The organism is Sphingomonas asaccharolytica NBRC 15499 (assembly GCF_001598355.1).
Taxonomy (GTDB): domain Bacteria; phylum Pseudomonadota; class Alphaproteobacteria; order Sphingomonadales; family Sphingomonadaceae; genus Sphingomonas; species Sphingomonas asaccharolytica.
In genome coordinates this window covers 58,506-81,536 of the sequence record NZ_BCYU01000001.1, presented here as the reverse complement: position 1 = coordinate 81,536, position 23,031 = coordinate 58,506, and the positions used below count along the sequence as shown (strand labels likewise).

The 23,031-nt window shown below is 64.3% G+C and carries 25 protein-coding genes; 19 read left to right on the top strand and 6 right to left on the bottom strand.

Annotated elements, in window-relative coordinates; translation table 11 throughout:
- Positions 1 to 12 precede the first annotated feature (12 nt).
- From SAS01S_RS00390 to SAS01S_RS00380, 3 genes are all read left to right on the top strand, one after another.
- Positions 13 to 981, top strand: a complete 969-nt coding sequence (locus SAS01S_RS00390) for a 3-hydroxyacyl-CoA dehydrogenase NAD-binding domain-containing protein (RefSeq protein ID WP_066803071.1) — start codon at positions 13 to 15, stop codon at positions 979 to 981.
- Between the two features lie 14 nt (positions 982 to 995).
- Complete coding sequence (locus SAS01S_RS00385) at positions 996 to 1,709, top strand: hypothetical protein (protein ID WP_066803068.1); 714 nt, start codon at positions 996 to 998, stop codon at positions 1,707 to 1,709.
- An 80-nt stretch (positions 1,710 to 1,789) separates the two neighbouring features.
- Positions 1,790 to 2,761 carry a LysR family transcriptional regulator gene (locus SAS01S_RS00380; protein WP_084238352.1) on the top strand — a complete coding sequence of 324 codons (972 nt, stop codon included), beginning with the start codon at positions 1,790 to 1,792 and terminating at the stop codon, positions 2,759 to 2,761.
- Positions 2,762 to 2,799: 38 nt separating this feature from the next.
- Here SAS01S_RS00380 and SAS01S_RS00375 read toward each other — a convergent pair whose 3' ends face one another.
- From SAS01S_RS00375 to SAS01S_RS00365, 3 genes are all read right to left on the bottom strand, one after another.
- Positions 2,800 to 3,798, bottom strand: coding sequence for an alpha/beta fold hydrolase (locus SAS01S_RS00375; protein ID WP_066803065.1), 999 nt, complete (start codon positions 3,796 to 3,798; stop codon positions 2,800 to 2,802).
- Positions 3,799 to 3,807: 9 nt separating this feature from the next.
- Positions 3,808 to 4,602 (bottom strand): alpha/beta fold hydrolase, encoded by a 795-nt coding sequence (locus SAS01S_RS00370; protein ID WP_066803062.1) that lies wholly within the window; start codon positions 4,600 to 4,602, stop codon positions 3,808 to 3,810.
- Positions 4,603 to 4,684: 82 nt separating this feature from the next.
- Positions 4,685 to 5,980 (bottom strand): epoxide hydrolase family protein, encoded by a 1,296-nt coding sequence (locus SAS01S_RS00365; RefSeq protein ID WP_066803060.1) that lies wholly within the window; start codon positions 5,978 to 5,980, stop codon positions 4,685 to 4,687.
- Between the two features lie 180 nt (positions 5,981 to 6,160).
- Here SAS01S_RS00365 and SAS01S_RS00360 point away from each other — a divergent pair, with 180 nt between their 5' ends.
- On the top strand, positions 6,161 to 6,568 hold the full coding sequence (locus tag SAS01S_RS00360) for a hypothetical protein (RefSeq protein ID WP_066803187.1): 408 nt from the start codon (positions 6,161 to 6,163) through the stop codon (positions 6,566 to 6,568).
- A 47-nt stretch (positions 6,569 to 6,615) separates the two neighbouring features.
- Positions 6,616 to 7,236: a DJ-1/PfpI family protein gene (locus SAS01S_RS00355; protein ID WP_066803057.1), complete on the top strand. Its 621-nt coding sequence runs from the start codon at positions 6,616 to 6,618 to the stop codon at positions 7,234 to 7,236.
- Positions 7,237 to 7,732: 496 nt separating this feature from the next.
- On the opposite strand, the gene SAS01S_RS00350 is transcribed toward SAS01S_RS00355, so the two are convergent.
- A complete protein-coding gene (locus SAS01S_RS00350) occupies positions 7,733 to 8,116 on the bottom strand; it encodes a VOC family protein (RefSeq protein ID WP_066803053.1) in 384 nt (127 codons plus the stop codon).
- 11 nt (positions 8,117 to 8,127) lie between these two features.
- The gene (locus SAS01S_RS00345) at positions 8,128 to 9,093 is read right to left on the bottom strand and encodes a hypothetical protein (RefSeq protein WP_218016220.1); all 966 of its coding nucleotides are present in this window, start codon (positions 9,091 to 9,093) and stop codon (positions 8,128 to 8,130) included.
- Positions 9,094 to 9,513: 420 nt separating this feature from the next.
- Between SAS01S_RS00345 and SAS01S_RS00340 the strand changes: the two genes are divergently transcribed.
- From SAS01S_RS00340 to SAS01S_RS00310, 7 genes are all read left to right on the top strand, one after another.
- Positions 9,514 to 10,263: a glucose 1-dehydrogenase gene (locus tag SAS01S_RS00340; protein ID WP_066803050.1), complete on the top strand. Its 750-nt coding sequence runs from the start codon at positions 9,514 to 9,516 to the stop codon at positions 10,261 to 10,263.
- A gap of 55 nt (positions 10,264 to 10,318) precedes the next feature.
- Positions 10,319 to 10,744, top strand: a complete 426-nt coding sequence (locus SAS01S_RS00335) for a hypothetical protein (protein ID WP_066803047.1) — start codon at positions 10,319 to 10,321, stop codon at positions 10,742 to 10,744.
- Between the two features lie 30 nt (positions 10,745 to 10,774).
- A complete protein-coding gene (locus tag SAS01S_RS00330) occupies positions 10,775 to 12,031 on the top strand; it encodes a cytochrome b (RefSeq protein ID WP_066803184.1) in 1,257 nt (418 codons plus the stop codon).
- A gap of 71 nt (positions 12,032 to 12,102) precedes the next feature.
- The gene (locus SAS01S_RS00325) at positions 12,103 to 12,651 is read left to right on the top strand and encodes an RrF2 family transcriptional regulator (RefSeq protein ID WP_066803044.1); all 549 of its coding nucleotides are present in this window, start codon (positions 12,103 to 12,105) and stop codon (positions 12,649 to 12,651) included.
- Positions 12,648 to 13,295: a response regulator transcription factor gene (locus tag SAS01S_RS00320; protein ID WP_066803041.1), complete on the top strand. Its 648-nt coding sequence runs from the start codon at positions 12,648 to 12,650 to the stop codon at positions 13,293 to 13,295. Before SAS01S_RS00325 ends, SAS01S_RS00320 begins: the two co-directional genes overlap by 4 nt.
- Positions 13,296 to 13,404: 109 nt before the next feature.
- The gene (locus tag SAS01S_RS00315) at positions 13,405 to 13,761 is read left to right on the top strand and encodes a response regulator transcription factor (protein WP_066803181.1); all 357 of its coding nucleotides are present in this window, start codon (positions 13,405 to 13,407) and stop codon (positions 13,759 to 13,761) included.
- Positions 13,758 to 15,452, top strand: a complete 1,695-nt coding sequence (locus SAS01S_RS00310; protein ID WP_157082604.1) for a PAS domain-containing sensor histidine kinase — start codon at positions 13,758 to 13,760, stop codon at positions 15,450 to 15,452. The genes SAS01S_RS00315 and SAS01S_RS00310 overlap by 4 nt, the downstream gene beginning before the upstream one ends.
- A gap of 37 nt (positions 15,453 to 15,489) precedes the next feature.
- Here the strand turns inward: SAS01S_RS00310 and SAS01S_RS00305 are convergent, their stop codons facing one another.
- Positions 15,490 to 16,311, bottom strand: a complete 822-nt coding sequence (locus SAS01S_RS00305; RefSeq protein ID WP_066803037.1) for an alpha/beta fold hydrolase — start codon at positions 16,309 to 16,311, stop codon at positions 15,490 to 15,492.
- A 339-nt stretch (positions 16,312 to 16,650) separates the two neighbouring features.
- Here SAS01S_RS00305 and SAS01S_RS00300 point away from each other — a divergent pair, with 339 nt between their 5' ends.
- The 7 genes from SAS01S_RS00300 to SAS01S_RS22045 all read left to right on the top strand — a co-directional run bounded on the left by SAS01S_RS00300 (position 16,651) and on the right by SAS01S_RS22045 (position 22,975).
- Complete coding sequence (locus tag SAS01S_RS00300; protein WP_066803028.1) at positions 16,651 to 17,412, top strand: SDR family oxidoreductase; 762 nt, start codon at positions 16,651 to 16,653, stop codon at positions 17,410 to 17,412.
- Positions 17,413 to 17,455: 43 nt separating this feature from the next.
- Entirely contained in the window at positions 17,456 to 17,884 is a 429-nt protein-coding gene (locus SAS01S_RS00295; protein ID WP_066803024.1) for a hypothetical protein, read from the top strand.
- 67 nt (positions 17,885 to 17,951) lie between these two features.
- Positions 17,952 to 18,740: a sensor histidine kinase gene (locus SAS01S_RS00290; RefSeq protein ID WP_157082603.1), complete on the top strand. Its 789-nt coding sequence runs from the start codon at positions 17,952 to 17,954 to the stop codon at positions 18,738 to 18,740.
- A gap of 5 nt (positions 18,741 to 18,745) precedes the next feature.
- Positions 18,746 to 19,375 (top strand): glutathione binding-like protein, encoded by a 630-nt coding sequence (locus SAS01S_RS00285; protein WP_066803018.1) that lies wholly within the window; start codon positions 18,746 to 18,748, stop codon positions 19,373 to 19,375.
- The gene (locus SAS01S_RS00280) at positions 19,372 to 20,142 is read left to right on the top strand and encodes an SDR family oxidoreductase (RefSeq protein ID WP_066803015.1); all 771 of its coding nucleotides are present in this window, start codon (positions 19,372 to 19,374) and stop codon (positions 20,140 to 20,142) included. Before SAS01S_RS00285 ends, SAS01S_RS00280 begins: the two co-directional genes overlap by 4 nt.
- A 48-nt stretch (positions 20,143 to 20,190) precedes the next feature.
- Positions 20,191 to 20,979 carry an alpha/beta fold hydrolase gene (locus SAS01S_RS00275; RefSeq protein ID WP_066803011.1) on the top strand — a complete coding sequence of 263 codons (789 nt, stop codon included), beginning with the start codon at positions 20,191 to 20,193 and terminating at the stop codon, positions 20,977 to 20,979.
- A 46-nt stretch (positions 20,980 to 21,025) separates the two neighbouring features.
- Positions 21,026 to 22,975, top strand: a complete 1,950-nt coding sequence (locus SAS01S_RS22045) for a ferritin-like domain-containing protein (protein WP_084238351.1) — start codon at positions 21,026 to 21,028, stop codon at positions 22,973 to 22,975.
- Positions 22,976 to 23,031: the final 56 nt, after the last annotated feature.

Genomic DNA, 23,031 nt, shown 5'->3' with positions numbered 1-23,031 from the left:
AGGAGACATGACATGACCGACCGAAATATCCGCCGCATCGCCGTGGTTGGCACCGGCGTCATCGGCGCCAGCTGGACCGCTTTGTTTCTCGCAAAGGGGTTTGAGGTTGTCGCGACCGATCCCGCGCCGGGCGCGGAAGCGGCCTTGTACCATTTCGTACAGAAGGCCTGGCCCGCGCTCGAGCGCCTCGGGCTCTCGCGCAACGGTTCGATGCAGAACCTCTCGTTCAACGCGAATCTTGCCGAGGCGTTGGCCGGGGTCGATTTCGTGCAGGAGAACGGACCCGAGCGGATCGAGCTGAAGCAAAAACTCTATGCTCAGCTCGACGCCTTGCTGCCGCCCGATGTGATCATCGCGTCGAGTTCGTCGGGGCTGCCAATGAGCCAGATCCAGGTTGGCGCGACGTCGCACCCCGAACGCTGCATCATCGGCCACCCGTTCAACCCGCCGCACCTGATCCCGCTGGTCGAACTGGTCGCCGGGGAGAAGACTTCCAAGGAAGCGATCGACCGCGCCGACGCTTTCTACACCGCGATCGGGCGGCGCACCGTGCGCCTCAACAAGGAAATGCCGGGCCATGTCGCCAACCGCCTGCAGGGCGCGCTGGCGCGCGAGGTCTATTACCTCGTCACCGAAGGCGTGGTGAGCGCGGCCGATGTCGATACCGCCCTGTCCTGGGGGCCCGGCCTTCGCTGGGCGCTGATGGGCAATATGATGCTCAACCATCTTGGTGGCGGGCCGGGCGGCATCGAGCATTTCTTCGAGCAGTTCGCCGGGCCGATGACGCATTCGTGGAAAAGCATGGGCGAGCCCGAACTGACGCCGGAGGTGCAACGCCGGCTCATCGACAGCGTCCATGAAGAGGTCGGGTCGCGCTCGATCGAGGAGCTCGAGGCCGAGCGCGACACGCTGCTGCTCGGCCTGCTCGAGCTGCGGACGCGGTATGAACGGACCAATGCCGCGCTTGCCAAAGCGGCCTGAGGAGAGGGTCGGCGATGAAGCTGCTGGAAGAGATAATCTATGCGCACGGCGGACTCGCCCGTGCGACGTTCGATCGGGTCCGGGCCTCGGTGGTGACTACGGGCGGGCTATTCCCGCTCAAGGGCCTCGCGACCGACCCGACGCAACGCCGCATGACCGTATCGCTGCACGACTTGCGCGCGTCGGTATCGCCATTCGGTGCGCCCGACCAGCGAACCGCCTTTTCCGCTGATCGCGTTGCCGTCGAGAAGACCGACGGCGCGATCGTCGCCGAGAGCCGCGACTTGCCTGCGCTGTTCGCCGGGCACGGAATGAGCACGCTTTGGGGGCCGCTCCACCGCGCCTATTTCAACGGTTATGCGATGTGGCTCTACCTCAACTCGCCGTTCGTCCTCGCGATGCAGGGGGTAGAGGTGCACGAGCTCGATCCGTGGCGCGAGGGCGACGAGGAATGGCGCGTGCTGCGCGCCTTGTTTCCCGGCTCGATGGTCACGCACAGCCGACAACAGGACTTCTTCTTCGACAGCAACCTCGACCTCAAGCGGCACGATTATCGCGTCGACATCGCCGGCGGCTTTCCTGCGGCACAGATGATCGGTGACTATGTCGAGGTGCAGGGCATCCGGGTGCCGACGCGCCGCCGCGCTTATGTGCGCGGACCCGACCATCGCCCCGTCGAGGACCTGCTGATGGTTTCGATCGACATCGACGACGTGGAATTCGATTAGAGATCCCGGGCCTTGCGCCCCCGCTATGCGTTCCCCGCGAAAATCGCTATCGTCCGGCGGCAGGGACGAATGGGGGTCATATGGACCGTCTCGATGCGATGCAGGTGTTGTTGGCGGTGGTCGACGCCGGCAGTCTGTCGGCGGGCAGCCGCAAGCTCAACGCGCCGCTGCCGAGCGTCAGCCGCAAGGTTGCCGATCTTGAGCGCCATCTCGGCACGCGCTTGCTCGTCCGGACCAGCCGCAACGTCCAGTTGACCGATGCCGGCCGCGACTATGTCGAGGCGGCGCGCCATATCGTCGCCCAACTCAAGGATGCGGAGCTGCGCGCGTCGGGCGAGTATGAAGTGCCACGCGGCGTGCTGACGATCACGGTGCCGTTGGCGTTCGGCCGTCAGCGCGTGCTGCCGTTGGCCTATGACTTTCTGTGCGAGCATCCCGAAATCTCGCTGAACGTGAGATCGGTGGATCGCGTGGTCAATCTCGTCGACGAGCATGTCGATGTCGGCGTCCGTCTTGGGGAGCTCGCTGACAGTTCGCTCTATGCGATTAGGGTCGGGGAGTTTCGCCTCATCACGTGCGCGAGTCCTGCCTATCTAGACCGCATGGGCTGGCCGACCGCCCCGGAGGAGCTGTCCGATCATGATGCCGTCTTCTATCGTGGTACGGGCGACGCGACGTGGCTCTACGAGCTCGGCGGCCGCAGGATCCGCGCGACGCCGAACATTCGCGTCTCCACCAACACCAGCACCGGCTCGATCACTGCCGCCGCGCGCGGTCTCGGTATCGTGCGCGCACCGAGCTACCAGGCGCTGAACGAACTACGTACGGGGGCGTTGGTCACCATTCTCGAGGAATATGCGACCAAGGTCTTTCCGGTGCACCTCGTCTATGTTCGGCAAGGCCTGTTGCCGCTGAAGGTCCGGGCGTTCCTCGACTGGATGACGCCGCGGCTACGCAAGACGCTGGCGGATCTCGATGCGCTCGACGTATCGCCCGTCATCGAGAAGGCTCACGCTGGAGATGAGACCAGCGCCGCCATACCGACGGCTTGAAAGCTCAGCGCCGGCTGTCCGGTAAAAGCTGGGCTTTGTCACGCCTTCGCGACGTCGAGCATCGCCTGGACGAAGGCGGCCGGTGCCTCCTGCGGCAAATTGTGGCCGATGCCGCCGGTGATCAGGCGATGCTCGTAACGGCCGGTGAACTTCTTCGCATAGGCAGCGGGCTCCGGATGCGGTGCGCCGTTGGCGTCGCCTTCCATCGTGATCGTCGGGACGGCGATGGTCGGTGCCGCTGCGAGCCGAGTCTCGGACTCGGCATAGCGCGGCTCGCCCTCGGCCAGGCCGAGGCGCCAGCGATAATTGTGGATCACCACGTCGACATGGTCGGGATTGTCGAACGCCGCGGCCGAGCGGTCGAACGTGGCGTCGTCGAACGCCCATTTGGGCGAGGCGATCCGCCAGATCAGTTTATTGAAGTCGTAGCGGTTCTTCTCGTAGCCGGCGCGACCGCGCTCGGTCGCGAAGTAGAATTGGTACCACCATTGCAGCTCGGCTGTCGGCGGCAGAGGCTGTTGCCCGGCGGCCTGACTACCGATCAGATAGCCGCTGACCGACACTAGCCCGCGGACGCGCTCGGGCCACAAGGCCGCGATGATGTCGGCGGTGCGCGCGCCCCAATCGAAGCCACCCAGGATCGCGCTGCGTATTCCCAGCGCGTCCAGCATCGCCAGGATATCGTCGGCGAGCCCGGCGGGCTCACCGTTGCGCTTCGTCGTCGCGGACAGGAAGCGGGTCGCGCCGTATCCGCGCAGATAAGGAACGATGACCCGATAGCCCTTCGCCGCCAGCGCCGGCGCCACGACCTCGAAGGCGTGGATGTCGTAGGGCCAGCCGTGGAGCAGTACCGCCGCCGGCCCGGACGCTGGGCCGTATTCGGCATAAGCGATCTCGAGCAGGTCGGTGCGGACCGTCTTGAGCGGCGGCATCGCGGGCGCCGCCACCGCCGCATTAGCGATGGCGGGCACGAGCGGGCCGGCAGTGGCGATCATGGCGGCGCCGAGCAGAGCGCGGCGAGTCGGGTCGGTGGACATGCCGGCCCTTTATCGCGTTGTCGTGGCGCTTGCAGCCTCTTCGATGAGCGCCGCGACCTCGTGCGGGTGCGAGATCATCACGACGTGCGACGCGCCGGGTACGACCACGGTCTTCCTGGCCTGAGCGCGGTCGGCCATGAACTTGATCGCGGCGGGCGGAATGGCGAGATCTTTTGAGCCGTAGATGAACCACGACGGCAGTGTCTTCCACGCTGCCACGCTGACCTTCTCCTCGCCGGCCTGCAGCGTGAGCGGGCGCTGCGCGAACGCGGCGATTGTCGCCAGGTCGGTCGGCAAGTCGCCGGCGAAAGCGGCAGGAAACTGGTCGGCGCGGATATAGAGGTCCTGCTTGCCCTCGGGCGTGGTCACCGGTTGGGCCAGAACGGTGTTGAGCACCGACCCAGGGAATTTGCCGGCGAGCTCGAAGCTGCTTTCGCCGACATCGGGCGCGAAGGCCGAGACATAGACCAGCGCCTTGACGTTCGGCTTGCCGTCGGCGGCCTGGGTGATGACGGTGCCGCCATAGGAATGGCCGACGAGTACGACCGGGCCGTTGATCGACTTGACGATCGAGGCGACATAGGCGGCGTCGCTCGCCGCGCCGCGCAACGGATTGGCGGCGGAGACCACCGGATAGCTGTCGCGGCGGAGCTCGGCGACGACGCCGTTCCAGCTGGTCGAATCGGCGAACGCGCCATGGACGAGGACGACGGTCGGCTTGGCCGGTTCAGTCGGCGCCGCAGGTGCGGCGGCGGCGGTCAGCATGATGCCGGCCATCATGGCAGCAAATTTGAAGAAGGTCATAGGAGGGTCCTTTGGAGGGGGAAGGGGTGGGCGGCGCGCATTGGGGGAGGGGGCGATGCGCGCCGCCCGGCTCCGCTCGGGGTCAGCGGAGCGACTTGAACGCGGTACGCATCTCGCGGGCGAACGAGGCCGGCTGCTCCCAGGCGGCAAAATGGCCACCTTTGGGCAGTCGGTTATAGTGAATCAGCCGGGGATAGGCTTTTTCCACCCAGCTCCGTGGCGCCTGGTAGATTTCGTCGGGATAAGCGCTGATCGCCGCCGGCAGCGTCACCCCCTTGGGGGCGAAGAACGGCAGCTTGCTCTCCCAATAGAGCCGCGCCGAAGAGACGGCGGTGTCGGTCAGCCAATAGAGCGTGACGTTGTCGATCAGATCCTGTTTCGACAGGCCTTCCTCGACGCCGTCGAACACTCGCGTGATCAGTTCCATGCTGCGGACGTCATGGTCGAACATCCAGGCGGCGAGGCCGATCGGCGAGTCGGCGAGCGCGTAGAGCGTCTGGGGCCGGTGGGCCATCTCGTTCGCATAGCCCAGGCCGTTCTTGTAGAACCAGTCGAGCTGGCCATAGGCACGCTGCTCGTCGGCCGACAGGCCGGCCGGCGCCGCGCCGCCTGCGGCCAGCGCCTTGGCGATATCGTCGGGCACCGACGCGGGCATGTTGGTATGGATGCCGACCAGTCCCGGCGGCTGGAGCAGCGCCAGTTGCTCGGTCACCGCATTGCCCCAGTCGCCGCCCTGCGCGACGTAGCGGGTATAGCCGAGACGCTGCATCAGCACGGCCCAGGCCTTGGCGATGCGGATCGGGTCCCATCCCAATTGCCGTGGCTTGCCCGAAAAGCCGTGGCCGGGCAGCGACGGGATCACCACGTCGAACGCATCGGCTGCCGTGCCGCCATGAGCGGTCGGGTCGGTCAGCGGCCCGATGATCTTGAGTTGCTCGATGATTGATCCCGGCCAGCCATGCGTGACGATCATCGGCAGCGCGCCGGGATGCTTCGACTTCACATGGATGAAGTGGATGTCGACGCCGTCGATCTCGGTGACGAAGTTGGGCAGCGCGTTGAGTTGGGCCTCGGCCTTGCGCCAGTCGTGACCGGTCGCCCAATAATGCGCGACCTTCTGCATCGTATCGAGTTTCAGGCCCTGCGACGTGTCGGCCACGGTCTCGCGGTCGGGCCAGCGGGTCGCCAGGATGCGATGGTGCAGGTCGGCGAGCGCGGCATCGGGAACGTGGATCCGGAACGGACGGATCGCGGCCGAGTCGATGGCTGCGCGGCCCGACGCGATCGCATCGCGCGGTTCTGAGAATATACCGACCGCACCAGCGATCGACGAGGCGACGATGAATCCGCGCCGGTTCAAATTGGTATCGGAACGCATTTCTGGCCTTTCCAGGGAGCCGCTTCGACGGCGGCAAGCACGACAGCAATATGAAGCGCCCTGGCCGGCACCGGCAGATGGCGAAATCGAAAGGCAGCCTCTCACTTCGCCCGGCTGCTCGCCCGGGGTGAACGCCCCTAGATCATGGCCTTCGATGCTTTCACCGCAGGAGAAGTCCCCATGCATCCGCTGCGCAAATTACGGGAGTCCGGCGGCGCCACGCCTGCCCAGGTGCGCGAGTTGCTTGCCGACTCCGTCGTCTTCAACAGCCCTATCCTGGCACGGTCGGTCGAGGGACGCGACGCCGTCGCGGCGATCTTCGCCCAGTCGAGCTCCACGCGCGGCTCGGGCGCCTATACGGCAGAATATAAGATCGACGACCGCACCACCTTCCTGCGCTGGGAAGGAACCATGGACGGCCACAAGCTCGAAAGCTTCGAGGTCATCGTGGATGACGAGCGGGGCTTGATCGTCGAGCGCACCATCGCGCTCCGGCCGTTCCCGGCGGTGAAGCTGTTCCGCGACGCGATGTACGCGTCGCTCAAGGACAAGCTTCCGCCCGATGTCTGGGAGTATCCGACGGTCTGACGCGACCGTTATTTCGAATCCTGGGAAAGTTGCTTCGAGAGACGATCATGCAGATTGCGATTTTGACGTTCGACGGTTTCAACGAACTGGATTGCTTCGTGCCTGCGACCATCCTCAATCGCATGAAGAAGCGGGGTTGGGCGGCGTACATCACCTCGCCCACCGGGCAGGTTACCTCGATGAACGGCGTCGTCGTCCGGCGCCAAAAGCCCCTGGAATTCGCCACCGACGCCGATGCGGTGCTGATCGGCAGCGGCGTTCGAAGCCGCGAGTTGGCGGACGATGCCGACCTGCTGTCGCGGATCAGGCTCGATCCCTTACGCCAGCTGATCGGTGCGCAATGTTCGGGGACTCTCCTGCTCGCCCGGTTGGGACTGATCGGCGACTTGCCGGCCTGCACCGATCTCGCGACCAAGCCCTGGGTGATCGAGGCGGGGGTCGAAGTGCTCGACGCGCCGTTCGTCGCTCATGGCAACGTCGCGACCGCGGGAGGCTGCCTCGCGTCGCAATATCTCGCGACCTGGATGATCGCTCGCGGGGCGTCGATGCGTGATGCCGAAGAGGCGATTTCCTCCGTTGCGCCGGTCGGTGAGAAAGAGCGGTACGTCAGCCAGGCCGTCGCTGCCGTTGCTCCGTTCGCTGGATATGCCGGTACCGTCGCTGCGTGAGTCCATGCCGACATCGTCCGTGGGCCGGACGCTTCGAGGCGATCGGCGCTTCGTTGGCACGCTGAGGGACTGAACTCCGCCGCTCGACGTAAGACGCATTATCGATCCGGGCCGATGCAAGATGCGTTGAATGCCAAAGCGTACTGCGCCGCAAGGCTCCAGAGAAAGTGCGGCGAAAGGTACGGTTGGGCGCGTCTCCGCGGTACGGATTTACGCCGCAAATTGGCAGGAACTGCCGGCTTTCGGCCCGCTTAAGCGCGGGACTCTGCGTTTACAGACTGCTTGGCGGTGCTGTCCGTCTGACGCGAACCGCTCTCTAGATGATGCTATTCTAGACAATGCTATGAGGCTTCGAGGTAACGTCTCGCGCCAGCTAGGCGTCCAAAAGCGGCTATTCGCGCACCGGCATGTTTCGTCCATCGCCTTGGAGGCCGCAACGTACTGCGCTGCTCCCACTGTTTTAAGCGCCGGGCCGCCATTACCTGCTCCGGTGACGCTAATTCGCGTGGCCGCTGGTGACGTGCAGAATGTTGCCATCCGGATCTCTGAACCAGATCACACTTAACTGGCCGCTGACATGGACTCCCTCCACCACCTTGTCGAAACCCTCGGGATATTCCTCGAGCGTCACGCTCTTAGCGCGCAAGGCGGCGGCGATTGCCTCGATGTCATCGCCGACCGCCCAGACCACGGCATCTGCACGATTGGTGCCGGCAAAATCGCTGCGATAGATATTAAGCTTTGTCTCACCGGTCCCGAAGACGAAGCCGTTGCCGTGATCGGCGATTAGCGGCAGGCCGAGTATGTCGCCGTAGAAGGCCTTGGCCCGGGCGAGATCGGTGCACGGTACGATCGCCGACGAAGCGTAGTTTTTGAGCATGTCGTATGCCGTTAGCCGATCGCGGGTGGATCGCTGGCCGGAAGGCTTTCCTCGAGCGCCTCATCGAGCTCATGCTCGAGGCGCATTTGTCGGCCTTCGGTCGGCCGCCCGGCCAACCATAGCGCCAGGTTGCGCACATAGGTTCGGATCGAAGCCCGCGCTTCCGGCGAATGGGCGAGCCCGTCGCCCGGCAGCTCGCTGACGAAGCTCGGGCAACCCTTGTTCGGGTCCCAATTGTAATCGGCGAAATGGTGGAAGGTAGACTGGGCAATCGCGGGCCCACCGTTCGGCGTCGGCTCGAAGGCCACCACAAGGTTGAACTGTCTGCCGCTCACCCTGCTCACGCCCGTGGCGATGACGCGCGCGGTAGGATCTTCGGCGGGCGCGTCGACCGCTCCTTCGTGCGGATGTGAGGGGAAATAGCGGATCAGCCCGTTCGGCGTGCCCCGGTCCTGCAGCACTGGGTGGGGCGGATCGACCACGCTGACTTGCTGGAAGTCGCCATTCGCGCCGGAATGGTAATTGGGCCAGAGGATGTAGCTGGTCTCACGATCATCGATCACGTGTCGGGTGGGATCGGGGTCGAGATGGCTGCTGTGAAAGAAATGCGCGGCGCCGACGCCGCCCAGCGTGCAGACCGAGCAGCCCAAGTCCATGTGGTCGCGCGTCACCAGCAGGCCGCGCCCATCCTCGCGAAACCGGCCGATCGCGGCGCAGTCTTCGGGATCGAGCCCGTCGCCGGTGTCGACAGCGAACAGCCAGAGCTCGTCGAAATCCGAGCGGTCGATTGTCGAGAGTATCGGATCGGGGCTGCCCGGAGCAGTGCGATCCCGGGCCGTCACGTCACAGAGCGGCGCTCCCTCTTCATCGGTCAGTCCGGCGAGATAGTCGCGCAGCATCGAGAAGCGGCCGATATTCCAGTCGTCCGCGATTCCCGTGATCGTCGTCTGGAGCAGGATACGGATCGGTGACGACATGGATTTCTCCCTGGGCATTGGAAGAGCCGGACAGGTGGGACGCTTGACTACCATTTCGTTGGCCGCAGGGTGAGATCGGAAAAAGCCCTGCGCTCGTAGTCTCTATCACGTCCCACTAACGCGGCTCACAATCTGCTCCAGTATTTCGACCGGAGCCTCGCTCCGTCTTGTGACGCGGTCGCGCGGCGCGCGCATCTAGACAGGAGGATGTTCAACCAAGACCTTGGAAGGTGTGGGCCCCAACCATGGGACAGTGGGGGGGCGTGGGCGCTCACTCACAGGAGCGCGCCGTCCGGTCTGGCGCTTTGGGAGGTAAGGAGCTGACCCTTTATCGGGGAAAGGCTCGACCAGCGCATAGGTTTTGGCGGGGGCGGCGGCCGTTATCTTTCGGGTGCACACAACCTGAAAGGCCCCGCGGCAATGGCAATACTTACCGGCAAGACGGCACTGATCACCGGCGGAAGCAGCGGTATAGGGTTGGTCACGGCCAAGCGCTTCGCCGCCGAAGGGGCTCAGGTCGCGATCACGGGCCGTCGCGGCGACCTGGTGGAAAAAGCCGCCGCTGAGATAGGATGGGGGACGCTCGGACTGGTCGGCGACGTCGCGGATGCCGCGCATCGCGACCGGGTCGCGGAAGAGATCGCCGTGCACTTCGGCGCGCTCGACATTTACATGGCCAATGCCGGGATCATTACCATTCGCCACTCTGCGGAAGTGGCGGAAGCGGAATATGACGCACAGTTCGCGGTGAACGCGCGCGGCACGTTTTTTGGCGTGCAGAAAATGTTGCCGGTCATGCGCGACGGTGGCGCGATCATCCTGACCGGCTCGCTCGCTAGCGAGAAGGTGCTGGACGGCCATGCTGTCTATGCCGGATCGAAGGCGGCGATCGGCGCATTCGCGCGGAGTTGGGCACTCGAGCTCAAGGCGCGCGGCATTCGCGTCAATGTGCTGAGCCCCGGGCCGACAGACACCGACATCGTCAACAAGCTCGGCGTGCCGCCCGATCAGATCGAGGCATTCGAAGCGGGAATGGCCGCGGCGATCCCGCTCGGCCGGTTCGGCCGGCCGGAAGAATTGGCGGAAGCTGCTTTGTTTCTCGCTTCCGACGCCAGCAGCTTCATCACCGGCATCAACCTTCGCGTCGATGGCGGCATGGCGCTGCTGTGACGCGCCGGTTGCCCGTCCAATCGCTTGTTCAATTGCCTGTTACGGAGAATTTCTCATGGCCACGCCCATCGTCGATCCTGCGATCGAAAACTTCATCGCCGACGTTGTCACTATCGGCAGCGCTTATGACCTGGATGGCATGGAGCGGCTGTATACCGCCGACCAGACGTTTCTGATCCTGACCGGCGAAGGCGAGGTGATGCGGTTTACGCGCGCCGAAGCATTTGCCGAGTTCCGCGCACGCCGCGACGCCGGCGAACCGCCGCTCTCCACCGAATACCGTATCCTGTTCGTCGAGCAGCAGGGGGAGGACGCGGTCGCATTGCTCTACCGGCGGATGAGCCCGGAGGCGCCGCCGGTGATGTACGAGCTGCGCCTCCGCAACCAATCCGGACATTGGGCTGTCCGCGGCGAAACCGTGACGCCATGGCCGGGCGCCGCGGCCGGATCGTTTCTGCCGCCGCGCAAGATCGCGGCCTGACCCACCACCTCAAGAGGATTGGTCGCGCTCATGAGCTTCCCCTGGGCCAGGCAATATCAGCCGAAGCACCCGATGATGCGCTGGATCGATGACAAGCTGCCGTTGCCGCGTTTCGTCTACAACGCGACCGGCGTCGGCTATCCGGTGCCGCGCAACCTCAACTATTTCTGGAATTTCGGCGTTCTGAACGGCGCGGTGCTGCTCATTCAGATCGTCACCGGAATCGTGCTCGCGATGCACTATGCGGCGAACACCGACATCGCCTTCGATCGCGTCGTCCACGTCATGCGCGACGTCAATAGCGGCTGGTTCATTCGCTATGCGCACATGAACGGAGCGTCGCTCTTCTTCATCTCGGTCTATATCCACATGTTCCGCGGTATCTTTTTCGGGTCGTACAAGGCGCCGCTCGAGATGGTATGGCTGATGGGACTGGTCATCCTGCTGCTCCTGATGGCCACCGCGTTCATGGGCTACGTCCTCCCCTGGGGGCAGATGAGCTTCTGGGGGGCACAAGTCATCACGGGACTGTTCGGTGCGATCCCGGTTGTCGGCAAGCCGATCCAGACATGGCTGCTGGGTGGCTACACGCCCGACAATCCGACCTTGAACCGCTTCTTCGCGCTCCACTATTTGCTGCCGTTCGTCATCGCCGGCGTGGCGATCCTCCACGTCTGGGCGATCCACATTCCCGGATCGAACAACCCCACCGGCGTCGACGTCAAAGGGGCGCAGGATACGGTGCCGTTTCATCCCTATTACACCGCGAAGGACGGGTTCAGCCTTGCCGTCGCGATGACGTTGTTCGCGGCGCTGGTCTTCTTCTGGCCCGATGCGTTCGGCCATCCGGACAATTACATACCCGCCAACCCGCTCCAGACTCCGGCGCACATTGTGCCCGAATGGTATTTCTGGCCGTTCTACGCCATCCTCAGGTCGTTCACCGTCGACTTCATCCTGCCGGCAAAATTATGGGGCGTGCTGGCGATGTTCGCCTCGATCGTCCTGCTCTTCTTCTTGCCGTGGCTCGACTCTTCGCCGGTGCGATCGGGGCATTATCGTCCGGTCTTCCGCAAGTTCTTCTGGTTTGGTCTGGTGCCGTGCGTGCTGGTGCTCGGCTATTGCGGTGGAGCGCCGGCCGAACCGCTGTATCTTATCGTCTCGCAGATCGCGGCAGCCTATTATTTCGCGCACTTTCTGATCATCCTGCCGCTGATCGCGCGGTTCGAGAAACCCCGGCCCGTACCGACCTCGATCACTGCGGCTGTGCTGTCCGTCCATGGCTAATGGCGCTTCGCCGTCTGGTTCGTTGCCGTTTCGAATTGCGCGCCATAACGCGGACTGATATTGTCCGCATTATGGCGCATCTAACGGTCAGTGTGGAATACGGCCTTCACTGCCTCTTGTGGCTGGCCGGGTCCGGCGACAAACCGCTCAGCAGCCGCGATCTCGCGGATTTCCAGGGTATTTCGCACAGCTTCCTCGCCAAGATCTTTCCCAAGCTCGAAAAGGCCGGGATCGTCCAGGCATCGGGCGGTGTGCGTGGCGGATATCTCCTGGCCCGCGCGCCGGAGGACATCAGCGTCCTGCAGATTGTCGACGCGATCGAAGGTCGAAAGCCGCTGTTCGATTGTCAGGAGATCCGGGGGCGCTGCGCAGTTTTCGGCGGCGCGCCGCCTGAATGGGCGACCGACGGCGTTTGCGCGATCCACCTCGTCATGCTGCGCGCCGAAAAGGCGATGCGCGACACTCTGGCGAGTCAGTCGCTCGCCGATATCGGGCAAACCGTTGCCAAAAAGGCACCGTCCCATTTTTCGTCCGATGTCGAGGGTTGGATCACCGCGCGGCTGAGCGGGCGTCTCGGAAAGCCGTCAACGTCGTCGTCCGGCGAGGAGGTCCTTTCATGAACCATGCAGCCATCGAAGAGGGACGGCCCCTCGTCGTGATCGTCGACGATGACGAAGCCGTCCGAACCTCCCTCGAGGAACTGATGCTGTCGGTAGGCATCGAGGCTGCCGGCTTCGGCTCGACGCGCGAGTTGCTCGAGGCCGATTTGCCGGAGCGCCCGGGCTGCCTCGTCCTGGATGTCCGCATGCCGGGGTCGAGCGGACTGGATCTGCAGCAACATTTCGCCGCGACCGGCAATCCCAAGCCTATCGTCTTCCTGACCGGACATGGCGACATTCCGATGACCGTGCAGGCAATGAAGGCCGGCGCGGTCGATTTCCTGACCAAGCCGTTCCGCGATCAATCGCTGCTCGACGCCGTTACTATAGGGATCGAACGCGATGTAGCGCAGCGAGCCGATGCGCGGCTGGTGAAGGAATATGCCGATCGCCACAATACGCTCACACCGCGCGAGCGGCAGGTCTTCCACCTCGTTGCCCAGGGCAGGCTCAACAAGCAGGTCGCGTTCGACCTCGGCATCACCGAGGTGACGGTCAAATTGCACCGCAGCAGCGTTATGAAGAAGATGGAAGTGTCGACGATCGGCGAACTCATTCGCGTCTGGAATACGCTTCCGGCGGCCCTCCGCGAAACGGCGACCTAGACCATGGTATGGTTCCAATCTGGTCTTGACTCAGCGACATGCGGGGGCGGCCAATCCGGCCGCGTCAGTAAGGCCCGTTCGCTTGCCCCAACCGCCAATGATTGCAATCGTGGACGACGACCAGGCAGTACGCGAGGCACTCTTCGATCTGCTGCAAGTCGAAGGCCTGGCTGCGCGGATGTTCGAGAACGGAGCCACTTTCCTGGCCGACGCGCATTGTCTGGAGTTCGGTTGCATCGTCACCGACGTCAGGATGCCTGAAATGGACGGCCTCGAACTCCAGCGGCGGTTGCGCGGCTCGGGCTCGGCCATCCCCGTGATCTTCATTACTTCCTCGGTCAATGAAGGCACACGCGAGCGAGCGCTGTCGGACGGCGCGGTTGCGTGGTTCACCAAGCCGGTCGCCGACGCGGAATTGTTGCTCGAATTGCGGGCCGCGCTACAACGCCGGAACACCGGAAGATGAGCATCGCTCCTGTCCCGCTCACCCAGGCTGCTCAGGCGCGCGACGAGGGCCTAGAGCGATTGGTGCCGCCCCGGAACGGGGCGACGCTGTTCGCCGAAACAACGGCCTGGTGGGCGCTCGACGTATCGGCTGCCCGTGCCACCATCGCGGCAATAGCGCGCGGCGATGGTCCGACGCATTGGGTTGAGGCACTGCTGGCGGACGTCACCATCGCCGACATTGACGAGAACAACCTCCATTTCCTCGGGCGCGCTGGCGGCCGCGCGCGGATGATCGGGCAGCCATTCACCGGTTATTGTCCGCCGGAGAGCTGGCAGATCGGCGCCGAATTCATCCTGGCGGCGGTCGCTAACTATCCTCCGGGAGCACCCCGGTCGCGGCCCATTACGTCGATCGCTTTCCATGACGGCTGGGCCGAGGTCTCAACCGATGAGGCACATCCCGACATCGTCTTCATTGCGGTCGGCGGCACTGTGGCCGATGATCGCTCCTTCTGGTCTGTCCGCGCCAGCGAGGAGCGGTATCGCACCTTGATCCACCATCTCCCCGGTGCGCTGCTCCAGGTCGATTCCCGGCCGATGACCGCGATATTCGACAAGTTGCGGCAAGATGGCGTTACGGATATCGGCGCCTATCTCGATGCGCATCCTGATCTTGTCGGGCATTCGCGAGGCATCGTTCAGGTCACCGACGCGAACCGTGACGCGCTAAAGCTGTTCGGGGTCAATCGCGTTGAAGATCTGATCGGCCCGGTCAATTTCCTGTTCGCGGCCTCGGTCGACACCGCAAAGCGAGTGATCGCTGCGCATTTCGCCGAGCAACGGACTCATGCTGAAGTCACCAAGATATATACGCTCGGCGGCCGCGTGCGCGATGTCGAGATGGCGGTCACCTATCCGACGCCGCCGGAGCGGGTGGACGTGACTCTCATCAGCCTCATCGACATTACCGACCGGCTCCGCACCGAGGCACAACTGCGCCAGTTGCAGGCCGATTATACCCGCGCGACGCGGATCTCGATGCTGGGCGAACTTGCCACGTCGATAGCCCATGAAGTCAATCAACCGCTCTCCGCGATCGTGACCAATGCCGAGACCAGCCTGCGCTGGTTGTCGCGCGCCGAGCCCAATCTCCCCAAGGTACACCAGCTCACGACACGGATCGTCGATAGCGCGCGGCACGCCAGCGACATCGTCCAGCGTATCCGCAGCATGGCGGCGCGTCGCCCGCCGGAGCGGGTCGAGCTGGACCTCAACGAAGTCGTCGAGGAAGCGCTGCAATTCGTTCGCCACGAACTTGAATCGCGGTCGATCAAGCTTTCGGTCAAGTCCGGCCGCCGGCTGCCGTCGGTGTTGGCGGACCGCGTTCAATTGCAGCAGGTGATCGTCAACCTGCTTCTGAACGGCGTTCAGGCCCAGAGCGGGCAAGAGGGCCTGATCGATATCAGCACGCTGGCGGCGCTCGACGGGACCGTCCAACTCACCATCCATGACGGCGGACCGGGCATCGCGAACGAGAATCTCGGCCGCGTTTTCGGCAGCTTCTTCAGCACCAAGGAAGAAGGGATCGGCATCGGGCTGGCGATCTGCCAGTCGATCATCACCGCGCATGGCGGCACCATCGTTGCCGGGAACCATCCGAAAGGAGGCGCGATCTTCCGCTTCGCGCTGCCGGCCGCCGGGAAGAAGTGATGCCCGGCACCCGGCGTGGGTGCCGGGCGACACGGTGTCAGCTCTTTAGAAAAGCAAGCAGGTCGGCGTTGAACCGGTCGGCGTGGGTGGCGGTAAGGCCGTGCGGGAGCCCAGGATAATAGATCGTCTGTGCGCCCTGGATCAGCTTGACCGCCTTGTGCGCGGAATCGTGGATCGGCACGATCTGATCGTCTTCGCCATGGACGATGAGCGTCGGCACGTCGAACTTCTTGAGGTCGTCGGTGAAGTCGGTTTCCGAAAACGCCTTGATGCAATCATGGGCGTTCTTCAGGCCGGCCTGCATGCTCATTAGCCAGAAATCATCGAGCAGGCTTTGCAACACCTGGGCGCCGGGGCGGTTTGCGCTGTAGAACGGAATCGCGAAGTCCTTGTAAAACTGGGATCGGTTGGCGATGATGTCGCGGCGCAGCCCATCGAACACGTCAATTGGCAAGCCATCCGGATTTGCGTCGCTCTTGACCATCACCGGCGGTACCGCACCGAGCAGGACAGCCTTGGCCACGCGGCCGGTGCCATGCCGGCCGATATAGCGCGCAACTTCGCCGCCGCCGGTCGAGTGCCCGACCATGGTGATGTCATGCAGGTCGAGCGCCTCGATCAGCTCGGCGAGATCGTCGGCATAGCCATCCATGTCGTTGCGCGTTGCGGTCTGCGCCGACTTGCCGTGGCCGCGGCGGTCGTGAGCGATCGTGCGAAAACCGTTCTGGGCGAGGAAGTTCATCTGGATGCTCCAGGCATCCGAATTCAGCGGCCAGCCGTGCGAAAAGGTCACCACGGGGCCGGCGCCCCAGTCCTTATAGAAGATTTCATGTCCATCCTTGGTCGTGATCGTCGGCATCGGGGCCTCCTCTGTTGGGCGCCTGGCGGCCCGCCACGGGCCGCCTTCGGCAGGGACCGCCTATGACCGCGGGAAGGGGCTAACGATCGCACGGACGGCTATCCCGACCCCCGCCTTGGGAAGAGGTGGCCTCGACCAGCGGCGTGGCTGCGGACCAGCGACAGGTCAGGGAAGTGCACGCAGGCGCCGTCGGATCAGCCATGAGGCGCGTCGCACCTGCACCAAGGGCGAGGGTCGCCCGACCATAAGCGAGTCCCGGGCATCCATCCGCACAATGGCCGGTCGAACAGATCCCGGCGATCCTTCAGCTCGTTACCGGCCACAGCGGAAGGAAAGACCATGAAGATAGTCGTCATCGGCGGCACGGGCCTGATCGGCTCGAAGGCAGTCGAGCTGTTGAAACAGCGGAATCACGATGCGGTCGCCGCCGCGCCAAGCACTGGCGTCAACACCATTACCGGCGAAGGCCTTGCCGAGGCATTGGCCGGGGCGGACGTGGTGGTGGACGTGTCCAACTCGCCGTCGTTCGAAGAACAGGCTGCCACGGACTTCTTCCGCACCGCCGGCGCCAATCTGACCGCAGCCGAGACGGCCGCGGGTGTCCGGCATCACGTCGCCTTGTCCGTCGTCGGCACCGAGCGGCTGCAAGCGAGCGGTTATTTCCGGGCCAAGCTCGCCCAGGAACAATTGATCAAGGCGTCGCCCATTCCGTACACGCTGGTTCACGCGACACAGTTCTTCGAATTCCTGCGCTCTATCGCCCAATTCTCGGTTGTCGACGGTGCTATCCGTCTGCCGCCTGTCCAGTTCCAGCCAATGGCGGCGCAGGATGTCGCGAGCGCGATCGTCGACGCGGCGTTGGCCGAACCGCTGAACGGGACGATCGAAGTCGCCGGTCCCGAGGTCTTCACGCTTGACGAACCGATCCGCCGAATACTCGCCCACGACGGTGACTCGCACGAGGTGATCAGCGATCCGGCGGCGCCCTATTTCGGGGTCGCGGTGAGCGATCGCACGCTGGTTCCCGACGCCGGCGCCCGACTGGGATCGACGCGTCTCGACTGGTGGCTGACCCACGCTCCGCCTCCGCCGGCGCGATAGGCGTCCGCTCCCGGCACCCACCCACCTTACAGGAGATCGAACGATGCTGCGGCAAACATGCCTCTGGGCCGCCGTCGTGCTCGGCGTTGCTGCGCTGGCCAACGGTACATTCATGCTCATCTCGCCGGCGAATTGGTATTTCGCGGTGCCGGGCGTGACCACGACGGGTCCGTTCAACCAGCACTTCCTGCGCGATATCGGTCTCATCTTTCTGTTCATCGGCACCGCGTTCCTGGTCGGAACCGCGCAGCCGGCGTGGCGCGCGGCGCTCTGGTCGGCGGCATCCTTGTGGTTGTGCGGCCATGCACTGTTTCACTTCTGGGAAGTCGCTGTGGGCATTTGCGGACCCTCGGCACTGGTCCGCGATTTCGCGGCAGTGACGCTTCCCGCGCTGATCAGTGCGGTGCTCGCGCTTTGGTCGGTGAGCGAACGCGCGGTTCATCCGGGTAAGGGATCGGCGGCCACAGCCTGACCGCCGCGGCTGCGGGGCCTCGCCCCCCTAGCGCCCCGCAGCCATTTTTTTTGAAGGGACATAGATCGTGAAACCACTTCAGATGTCCGCGCCCGCCAATCCGGACTATTTCCGTTCGGGCGAAGGCGAACCCGCGGCCGGAGCAAGCGGGCCGGCCTGGATCGCGACCGCCGGTATCGTTCACGATCTCGGGAATCTGATCCAGATCGCGTCCGCTGCGATCAACATCGTCGGGCGCTCACCCCTTATGGCGCCCGCGGATGCCGGCTCGATTCTGGATCGCGCCCGGCTCTGTTTGGAGCATGCCGGCGCGATCGTCCGGCAGAATGTCGGTCATCTGCGCGACCAGGCAATTGCGGCCATGCAAAGCGACGTTGCCGCATGCGTTGCCGATGTTGTGACGCTGATCGGGGCGATGGACGAGCCCGGACTCATTCTCGACCTGAATATCGCGCCCGATCTGCCGGCGGTCCGCTGCGACCCGGTCGGATTGCGGCGGACAGTTCTGAACCTCTTGTTGAATGCCCGCGACGCCATGGGCGGCAACGGGATCGTCGGGATCGACGCGCGGGCGCTCGCGCACGGCGAGGTCGAGCTACGCGTCCTGGATGAAGGCATAGGCATGTCGCGAGCTACACTCGCACGCGTTTTCGATCCCTTCTTCACGACGAAGACCGATGGGCTGGGTGGAATCGGACTGCCGATGGTCGAGCGCTTCATCCGCGATGCCGGCGGAACGATCGCGATCGACAGCGAGCCCGGCATCGGCACGACGATTGCGCTGCGGTTGCCGGCGATCGCCGCACCGTTGGCGGTCGGCGGATCCCTAGCACCCACATCTCCCCGAGTTGAGTGACGTCGATGAAACTATACTACGCGCCAGGCGCCTGCAGCCTTGCTGGCCGCATCTCGCTTCATGAAGCTGGGATCGTCGCCGAGTTCGAGCGCGTCGACATGAAGACGAAGATCACCGAACAGGGATATGATTACCTCTCGATCAATCCCAGGGGTTATGTTCCCCTGTTGGCGCTCGACGACGGGAATGCCATCACCGAAAACATCGCGGTCCTGGAGTTTATCGCCGACCGCGATCCAGGCCTTGCGCCGGGAGGTCTGCTGGGGCGAACCCGGCTGATCGAGATCCTGTCCTGGCTGTCGACCGAATTGCATGTCGCGTTCAGGCCGTTCTCGGATTCCAGCCGTGCCGCGGAAAGAGCAAACGCCGTTGATGTAGTCGCGAAGCTTCTCGAGATAATCTCGGAGCGGATCAATGAACTCTATCTGTTCGGGCCGCGCTTCACGGTAGCGGACGCCTATCTGTTTGCAATGCTGCGCTGGGCCGGCGCGTATGGCGTCCCTGTTTCCCCCGAAATGCACGGCTATTTCGAGCGCGTCGCCGAACGTCCTTCGGTTCAGCTGGCATTGTCGGAAGAAGGCCTGCCCGATGCTCGCAGCCTGATCGACATCTCGTCCTTCGAGGCATTGATATGAAGGTCGTGGTGCTGGGCGCCAGCGGCCGCATCGGTTGCAAGTTGGTGCGGACGTTGCAGCGGACCGGCTGGGATGTCGTGGAGGCGTCGCCGACCTTCGGCATCGACTCGGTGACCGGTGTCGGGCTGGCCTTGGCGTTGGAAGGAGCGGGGGCGGTGGTCGACGTCTCCAATTCCCCGTCGCTCGAGGAGGCTGACGCCTTACGATTTTTCGAGACGTCGGGCCGCAACCTTCTGGCCGCGGCGCGCGCCGCCGGCGTGCAGCACCATGTCGCACTATCGATTGTCGGTGTCGATCGGCTGGAGAGCGGCTATTTTCGCGCAAAGCAGGTGCAGGAGCAACTCATCAGGGCTTCGGGCCTGCCCTTCACGATCCAGCGATCGACGCAGTTCTTCGAATTTATACGTGATCTCGTCCAGGAAGGGACGGCGAACGAAATCACGATATCTCCAGCGTTGGTTCAGCCGGTTGCGGCCGAAGACGTCGCCGGCGCGCTGACCGCCGCCTTGTCATCCGCGCCGGCAAATGCCGTGCTGGAAATTGCCGGCGCCGAGCGATTGCGACTCAATGAAGTCGCTGTCGAGATCGCCACCGCCTATGAGGACGGTCGCCGGATCATCGCCGACGTTCATGCGCGATATTTCGGCGCGGAACTGGGCGAACGCTCGCTTCTTCCCGGCCCCGGTGCGTCGATTGCCTCTCACGGACTCGACGACTGGCTGCGCGACAGCCTTCAGCCGGCCTGGGCCACGATCCGCGCGACCTGAGCGGCACCGGATCGATTCCACCATCACGACCCTTATCCGGAGGCATCAATGCGTATTTCCCTGTTCGGCACTCTTCTGTTCGCCGTTGCTCTCATTCATCCCGGCATCGCGGCCGCCGGAGACAAATCCGGGCCGGAAAAGCCGACCATCGTGCTGGTACACGGCGCGTTCGCCGAATCGTCGAGCTGGGACTCGGTCGTCGCACGGCTCAACAAGGACGGCTATCGGGTCATCGCTGCCGCGAACCCGCTGCGCAGCGTTGCCAGTGATGCCGCTGCGGTGTCGCGGATCGTCAAATCCGTCGATGGGCCGGTTGTGCTGGTCGGCCATTCCTATGGCGGACCCGTGATCACCGAAGCGGCGGCCGGCAATGCCAATGTCACGGCACTGGTCTATGTCGCGGCCTTTGCCCCGGACGTCGGTGAGACCAGCCTTTCGCTCTCGGCAAAATTCCCCGGAAGCACGCTCGGCGCCAGCCTGACCACCGTCGCGCTGCCGGATGGTGGCGAGGATCTCTACATCCAGACCGACAAATTCCGCGCGCAATTCGCCGCCGACGTGCCGGCGGCAAAGACAGCGTTGATGGCGGCCAGCCAGCGCCCCGTCACGCTCGCTGCACTTGGCGAACCTTCGCGGACTGCCAGCTGGAAGACGCTGCCCTCCTATGTGATCTACGGCACGGCGGACCGCAACATCCCTGCTGCTGTCATGAAGTTCATGGCCGTGCGCGCCCGTGCGCGCGACACCGTCGCCATTGCCGGCGCCTCGCACGCGCTGATGGTGTCGCACCCCGCCGAAGTCGCCGCGATGATCGAGGAAGCCGCCGGCGCGAAATAGGTCCGCCGAGCCGCGGACCATGCGCCTCTGAACGTGAGGAAAAGAAATGCCCCAGGATAGTCTCGCGCCGGCGGTCAGTCGGGAAAAGATCATGCACGCCTTCTACGAAGCGGCGGAAATCGAACATTGTCTGATGTGCACCTACCTCTACGCCGGCTTCAGCCTGCGCGACGGCGAAGGCGAGGGGCTGACGGCGGAAGAAGCGGAGGCGGTGGCCCGGTGGCGCCGTGCGATCCTGGGCGTGGCGATCGACGAAATGAGCCACTTGGTGGCGGTCTGGAACATTACCGCGGCATTGGGCGGGGCGCCGCATCTTGGTCGCGCCAACTTCCCGCTCGACCCCGGCTATCTGCCTGCTGGGCTGGTCGTTCGGCTGGCACCGTTCGACGAGGCGGTGATCCAGCATTTCGTCTATCTGGAACGACCGGAGGGATCGGACGAGCCGGACGGTCCGGGCTTCGAAAGCCCGGCCAATTTGACGCGGGCGATTCCGGGGCTGCGGCTCACGCCGACCGGCTATGATTATTGCACCGTCGGCGAATTCTATGGGGAGATCAGCGGCAATTTGCGCCAGTTCGTCGATCAGATTGGCGAGGCAGCGGTGTTTTGTGGCGATCCCGCCCTTCAGCTCAGTCCTGCCGAGATTCGTCTGGTCGGTGCCCGGCCCGTCATACATCTGGAAAGCGCGCTGGCTGCAATCGAGACCATCATCATCGAAGGCGAAGGCGCGCCGGCCGATCGCGACAATTCGCACTTCCAGCGGTTCAGCGCGATCCGCGAAGAATATAAGGCGCTCAAAGCCAAGAATCCGGACTTCTCGCCCGCGTATCCCGCCGCTGTAAATCCCGTGCTGCGGCGCCCGCCACAGCCCGAAGGGCGCGTCTGGATCGAAGATACCGATGCCGTGGCGACGATCGACCTGGCAAATGCGGCTTATGCGCTGATGCTGCGTCTGCTCGCCGAGGTCTATGCTCTGCCGTCGAGCGACGACGACAAATTGCTCTATGTCGGAACAGCAGTGGGCTTGATGCAGGCGCTCACGCCGCTCGCGGAGCGCGCCGCGCGCCTGCCGGCCGGGCCGTCCAATCCGCACTGCCATGCCGGCGTTTCGTTCACGGCCTTGCGCGATACCGCGTCGTTGCCGCCAGGGGCGAGCGCGCGGCGGTATTTTCTCGAGCGGATGGAAGAACTGGGCACAGCCGCGGACGCGATCGACCAGGCCGATCCGCGCGGCCAACGCGCCGCCAAGGTGCTGCACGATCTAGTCGGGCGGCTGCGCAATGCACCGGCACCGCAGGCAGCGGCCGTTGTGGCATCACCGGCTGCGCCTGCGCCGGCTGCGCCGTCAGTCAAGGCTAGCGACGGCCTGGAGACGATCGTGGGACATGATGTCACGGTCCTGTTCAACGAGAAGCGCTGCATCCACGCCCGCTTCTGCGTCACCCAGGCGCCCGCGACCTTTCTTGCCAATATGGCGGGCGCGTGGGTCCAGCCGGACGCCACCGAAACCGAGCTGCTGTGCGGCACGATCCGGCAATGCCCGTCGGGGGCGTTGAGCTACCAGCGAAAGGACGGTCATGACGAGGCGCCGCCGCCGGTAAACCTGTTGTCGCTGCGCGAGAACGGGCCCTATGCGGTGCGCGCGAGTCTCTCGATCGATGGTGAGCAAGCCGGCTTTCGGGCGACATTGTGCCGGTGCGGCGCGTCGGCCAACAAACCGTTCTGCGACAACTCGCACCTCCGGATCGGCTTCGCCGCGACCGGCGAGCCGGCCAGCGAGGATACGCCGGCACTCGCGGTGCGCGACGGTCCCTTGTCGGTCATGCCGCAGACCGACGGGCCGCTGCAGATCCAAGGCAATTTGGAAATCACCAGCGGTACCGGCCGGCGGGTTTCCTGCGTTCGGAGCACCCGGCTCTGTCGGTGTGGGGGGAGCGCCAACAAGCCGTTCTGTGACGGTACGCATGCGCGCATCGGCTTTCGTTCTTCCAACTGATCAAGCGACGATCTGACTTTGGGCGTGTCGCGCCATCTTGCAATCGGCCTTCGTCA

What these genes read in the sequence shown, in the direction of transcription:
- SAS01S_RS00350 (WP_066803053.1), bottom strand. Translation starts at nt 8,116, where the DNA reads ATGCTCAAAAACTACGCTTCGTCGGCGATCGTACCGTGCACCGATCTC.
- SAS01S_RS00345 (WP_218016220.1), bottom strand. Translation starts at nt 9,093, where the DNA reads ATGTCGTCACCGATCCGTATCCTGCTCCAGACGACGATCACGGGAATC.
- SAS01S_RS00340 (WP_066803050.1), top strand. Translation starts at nt 9,514, where the DNA reads ATGGCAATACTTACCGGCAAGACGGCACTGATCACCGGCGGAAGCAGC.
- SAS01S_RS00365 (WP_066803060.1), bottom strand. Translation starts at nt 5,980, where the DNA reads ATGCGTTCCGATACCAATTTGAACCGGCGCGGATTCATCGTCGCCTCG.
- SAS01S_RS00380 (WP_084238352.1), top strand. Translation starts at nt 1,790, where the DNA reads ATGGACCGTCTCGATGCGATGCAGGTGTTGTTGGCGGTGGTCGACGCC.
- SAS01S_RS00385 (WP_066803068.1), top strand. Translation starts at nt 996, where the DNA reads ATGAAGCTGCTGGAAGAGATAATCTATGCGCACGGCGGACTCGCCCGT.
- SAS01S_RS00310 (WP_157082604.1), top strand. Translation starts at nt 13,758, where the DNA reads ATGAGCATCGCTCCTGTCCCGCTCACCCAGGCTGCTCAGGCGCGCGAC.
- SAS01S_RS00360 (WP_066803187.1), top strand. Translation starts at nt 6,161, where the DNA reads ATGCATCCGCTGCGCAAATTACGGGAGTCCGGCGGCGCCACGCCTGCC.
- SAS01S_RS00355 (WP_066803057.1), top strand. Translation starts at nt 6,616, where the DNA reads ATGCAGATTGCGATTTTGACGTTCGACGGTTTCAACGAACTGGATTGC.
- SAS01S_RS00285 (WP_066803018.1), top strand. Translation starts at nt 18,746, where the DNA reads ATGAAACTATACTACGCGCCAGGCGCCTGCAGCCTTGCTGGCCGCATC.
- SAS01S_RS22045 (WP_084238351.1), top strand. Translation starts at nt 21,026, where the DNA reads ATGCCCCAGGATAGTCTCGCGCCGGCGGTCAGTCGGGAAAAGATCATG.
- SAS01S_RS00280 (WP_066803015.1), top strand. Translation starts at nt 19,372, where the DNA reads ATGAAGGTCGTGGTGCTGGGCGCCAGCGGCCGCATCGGTTGCAAGTTG.
- SAS01S_RS00320 (WP_066803041.1), top strand. Translation starts at nt 12,648, where the DNA reads ATGAACCATGCAGCCATCGAAGAGGGACGGCCCCTCGTCGTGATCGTC.
- SAS01S_RS00335 (WP_066803047.1), top strand. Translation starts at nt 10,319, where the DNA reads ATGGCCACGCCCATCGTCGATCCTGCGATCGAAAACTTCATCGCCGAC.
- SAS01S_RS00305 (WP_066803037.1), bottom strand. Translation starts at nt 16,311, where the DNA reads ATGCCGACGATCACGACCAAGGATGGACATGAAATCTTCTATAAGGAC.
- SAS01S_RS00275 (WP_066803011.1), top strand. Translation starts at nt 20,191, where the DNA reads ATGCGTATTTCCCTGTTCGGCACTCTTCTGTTCGCCGTTGCTCTCATT.
- SAS01S_RS00300 (WP_066803028.1), top strand. Translation starts at nt 16,651, where the DNA reads ATGAAGATAGTCGTCATCGGCGGCACGGGCCTGATCGGCTCGAAGGCA.
- SAS01S_RS00325 (WP_066803044.1), top strand. Translation starts at nt 12,103, where the DNA reads ATGGCGCATCTAACGGTCAGTGTGGAATACGGCCTTCACTGCCTCTTG.
- SAS01S_RS00375 (WP_066803065.1), bottom strand. Translation starts at nt 3,798, where the DNA reads ATGTCCACCGACCCGACTCGCCGCGCTCTGCTCGGCGCCGCCATGATC.
- SAS01S_RS00295 (WP_066803024.1), top strand. Translation starts at nt 17,456, where the DNA reads ATGCTGCGGCAAACATGCCTCTGGGCCGCCGTCGTGCTCGGCGTTGCT.
- SAS01S_RS00370 (WP_066803062.1), bottom strand. Translation starts at nt 4,602, where the DNA reads ATGACCTTCTTCAAATTTGCTGCCATGATGGCCGGCATCATGCTGACC.
- SAS01S_RS00330 (WP_066803184.1), top strand. Translation starts at nt 10,775, where the DNA reads ATGAGCTTCCCCTGGGCCAGGCAATATCAGCCGAAGCACCCGATGATG.
- SAS01S_RS00390 (WP_066803071.1), top strand. Translation starts at nt 13, where the DNA reads ATGACCGACCGAAATATCCGCCGCATCGCCGTGGTTGGCACCGGCGTC.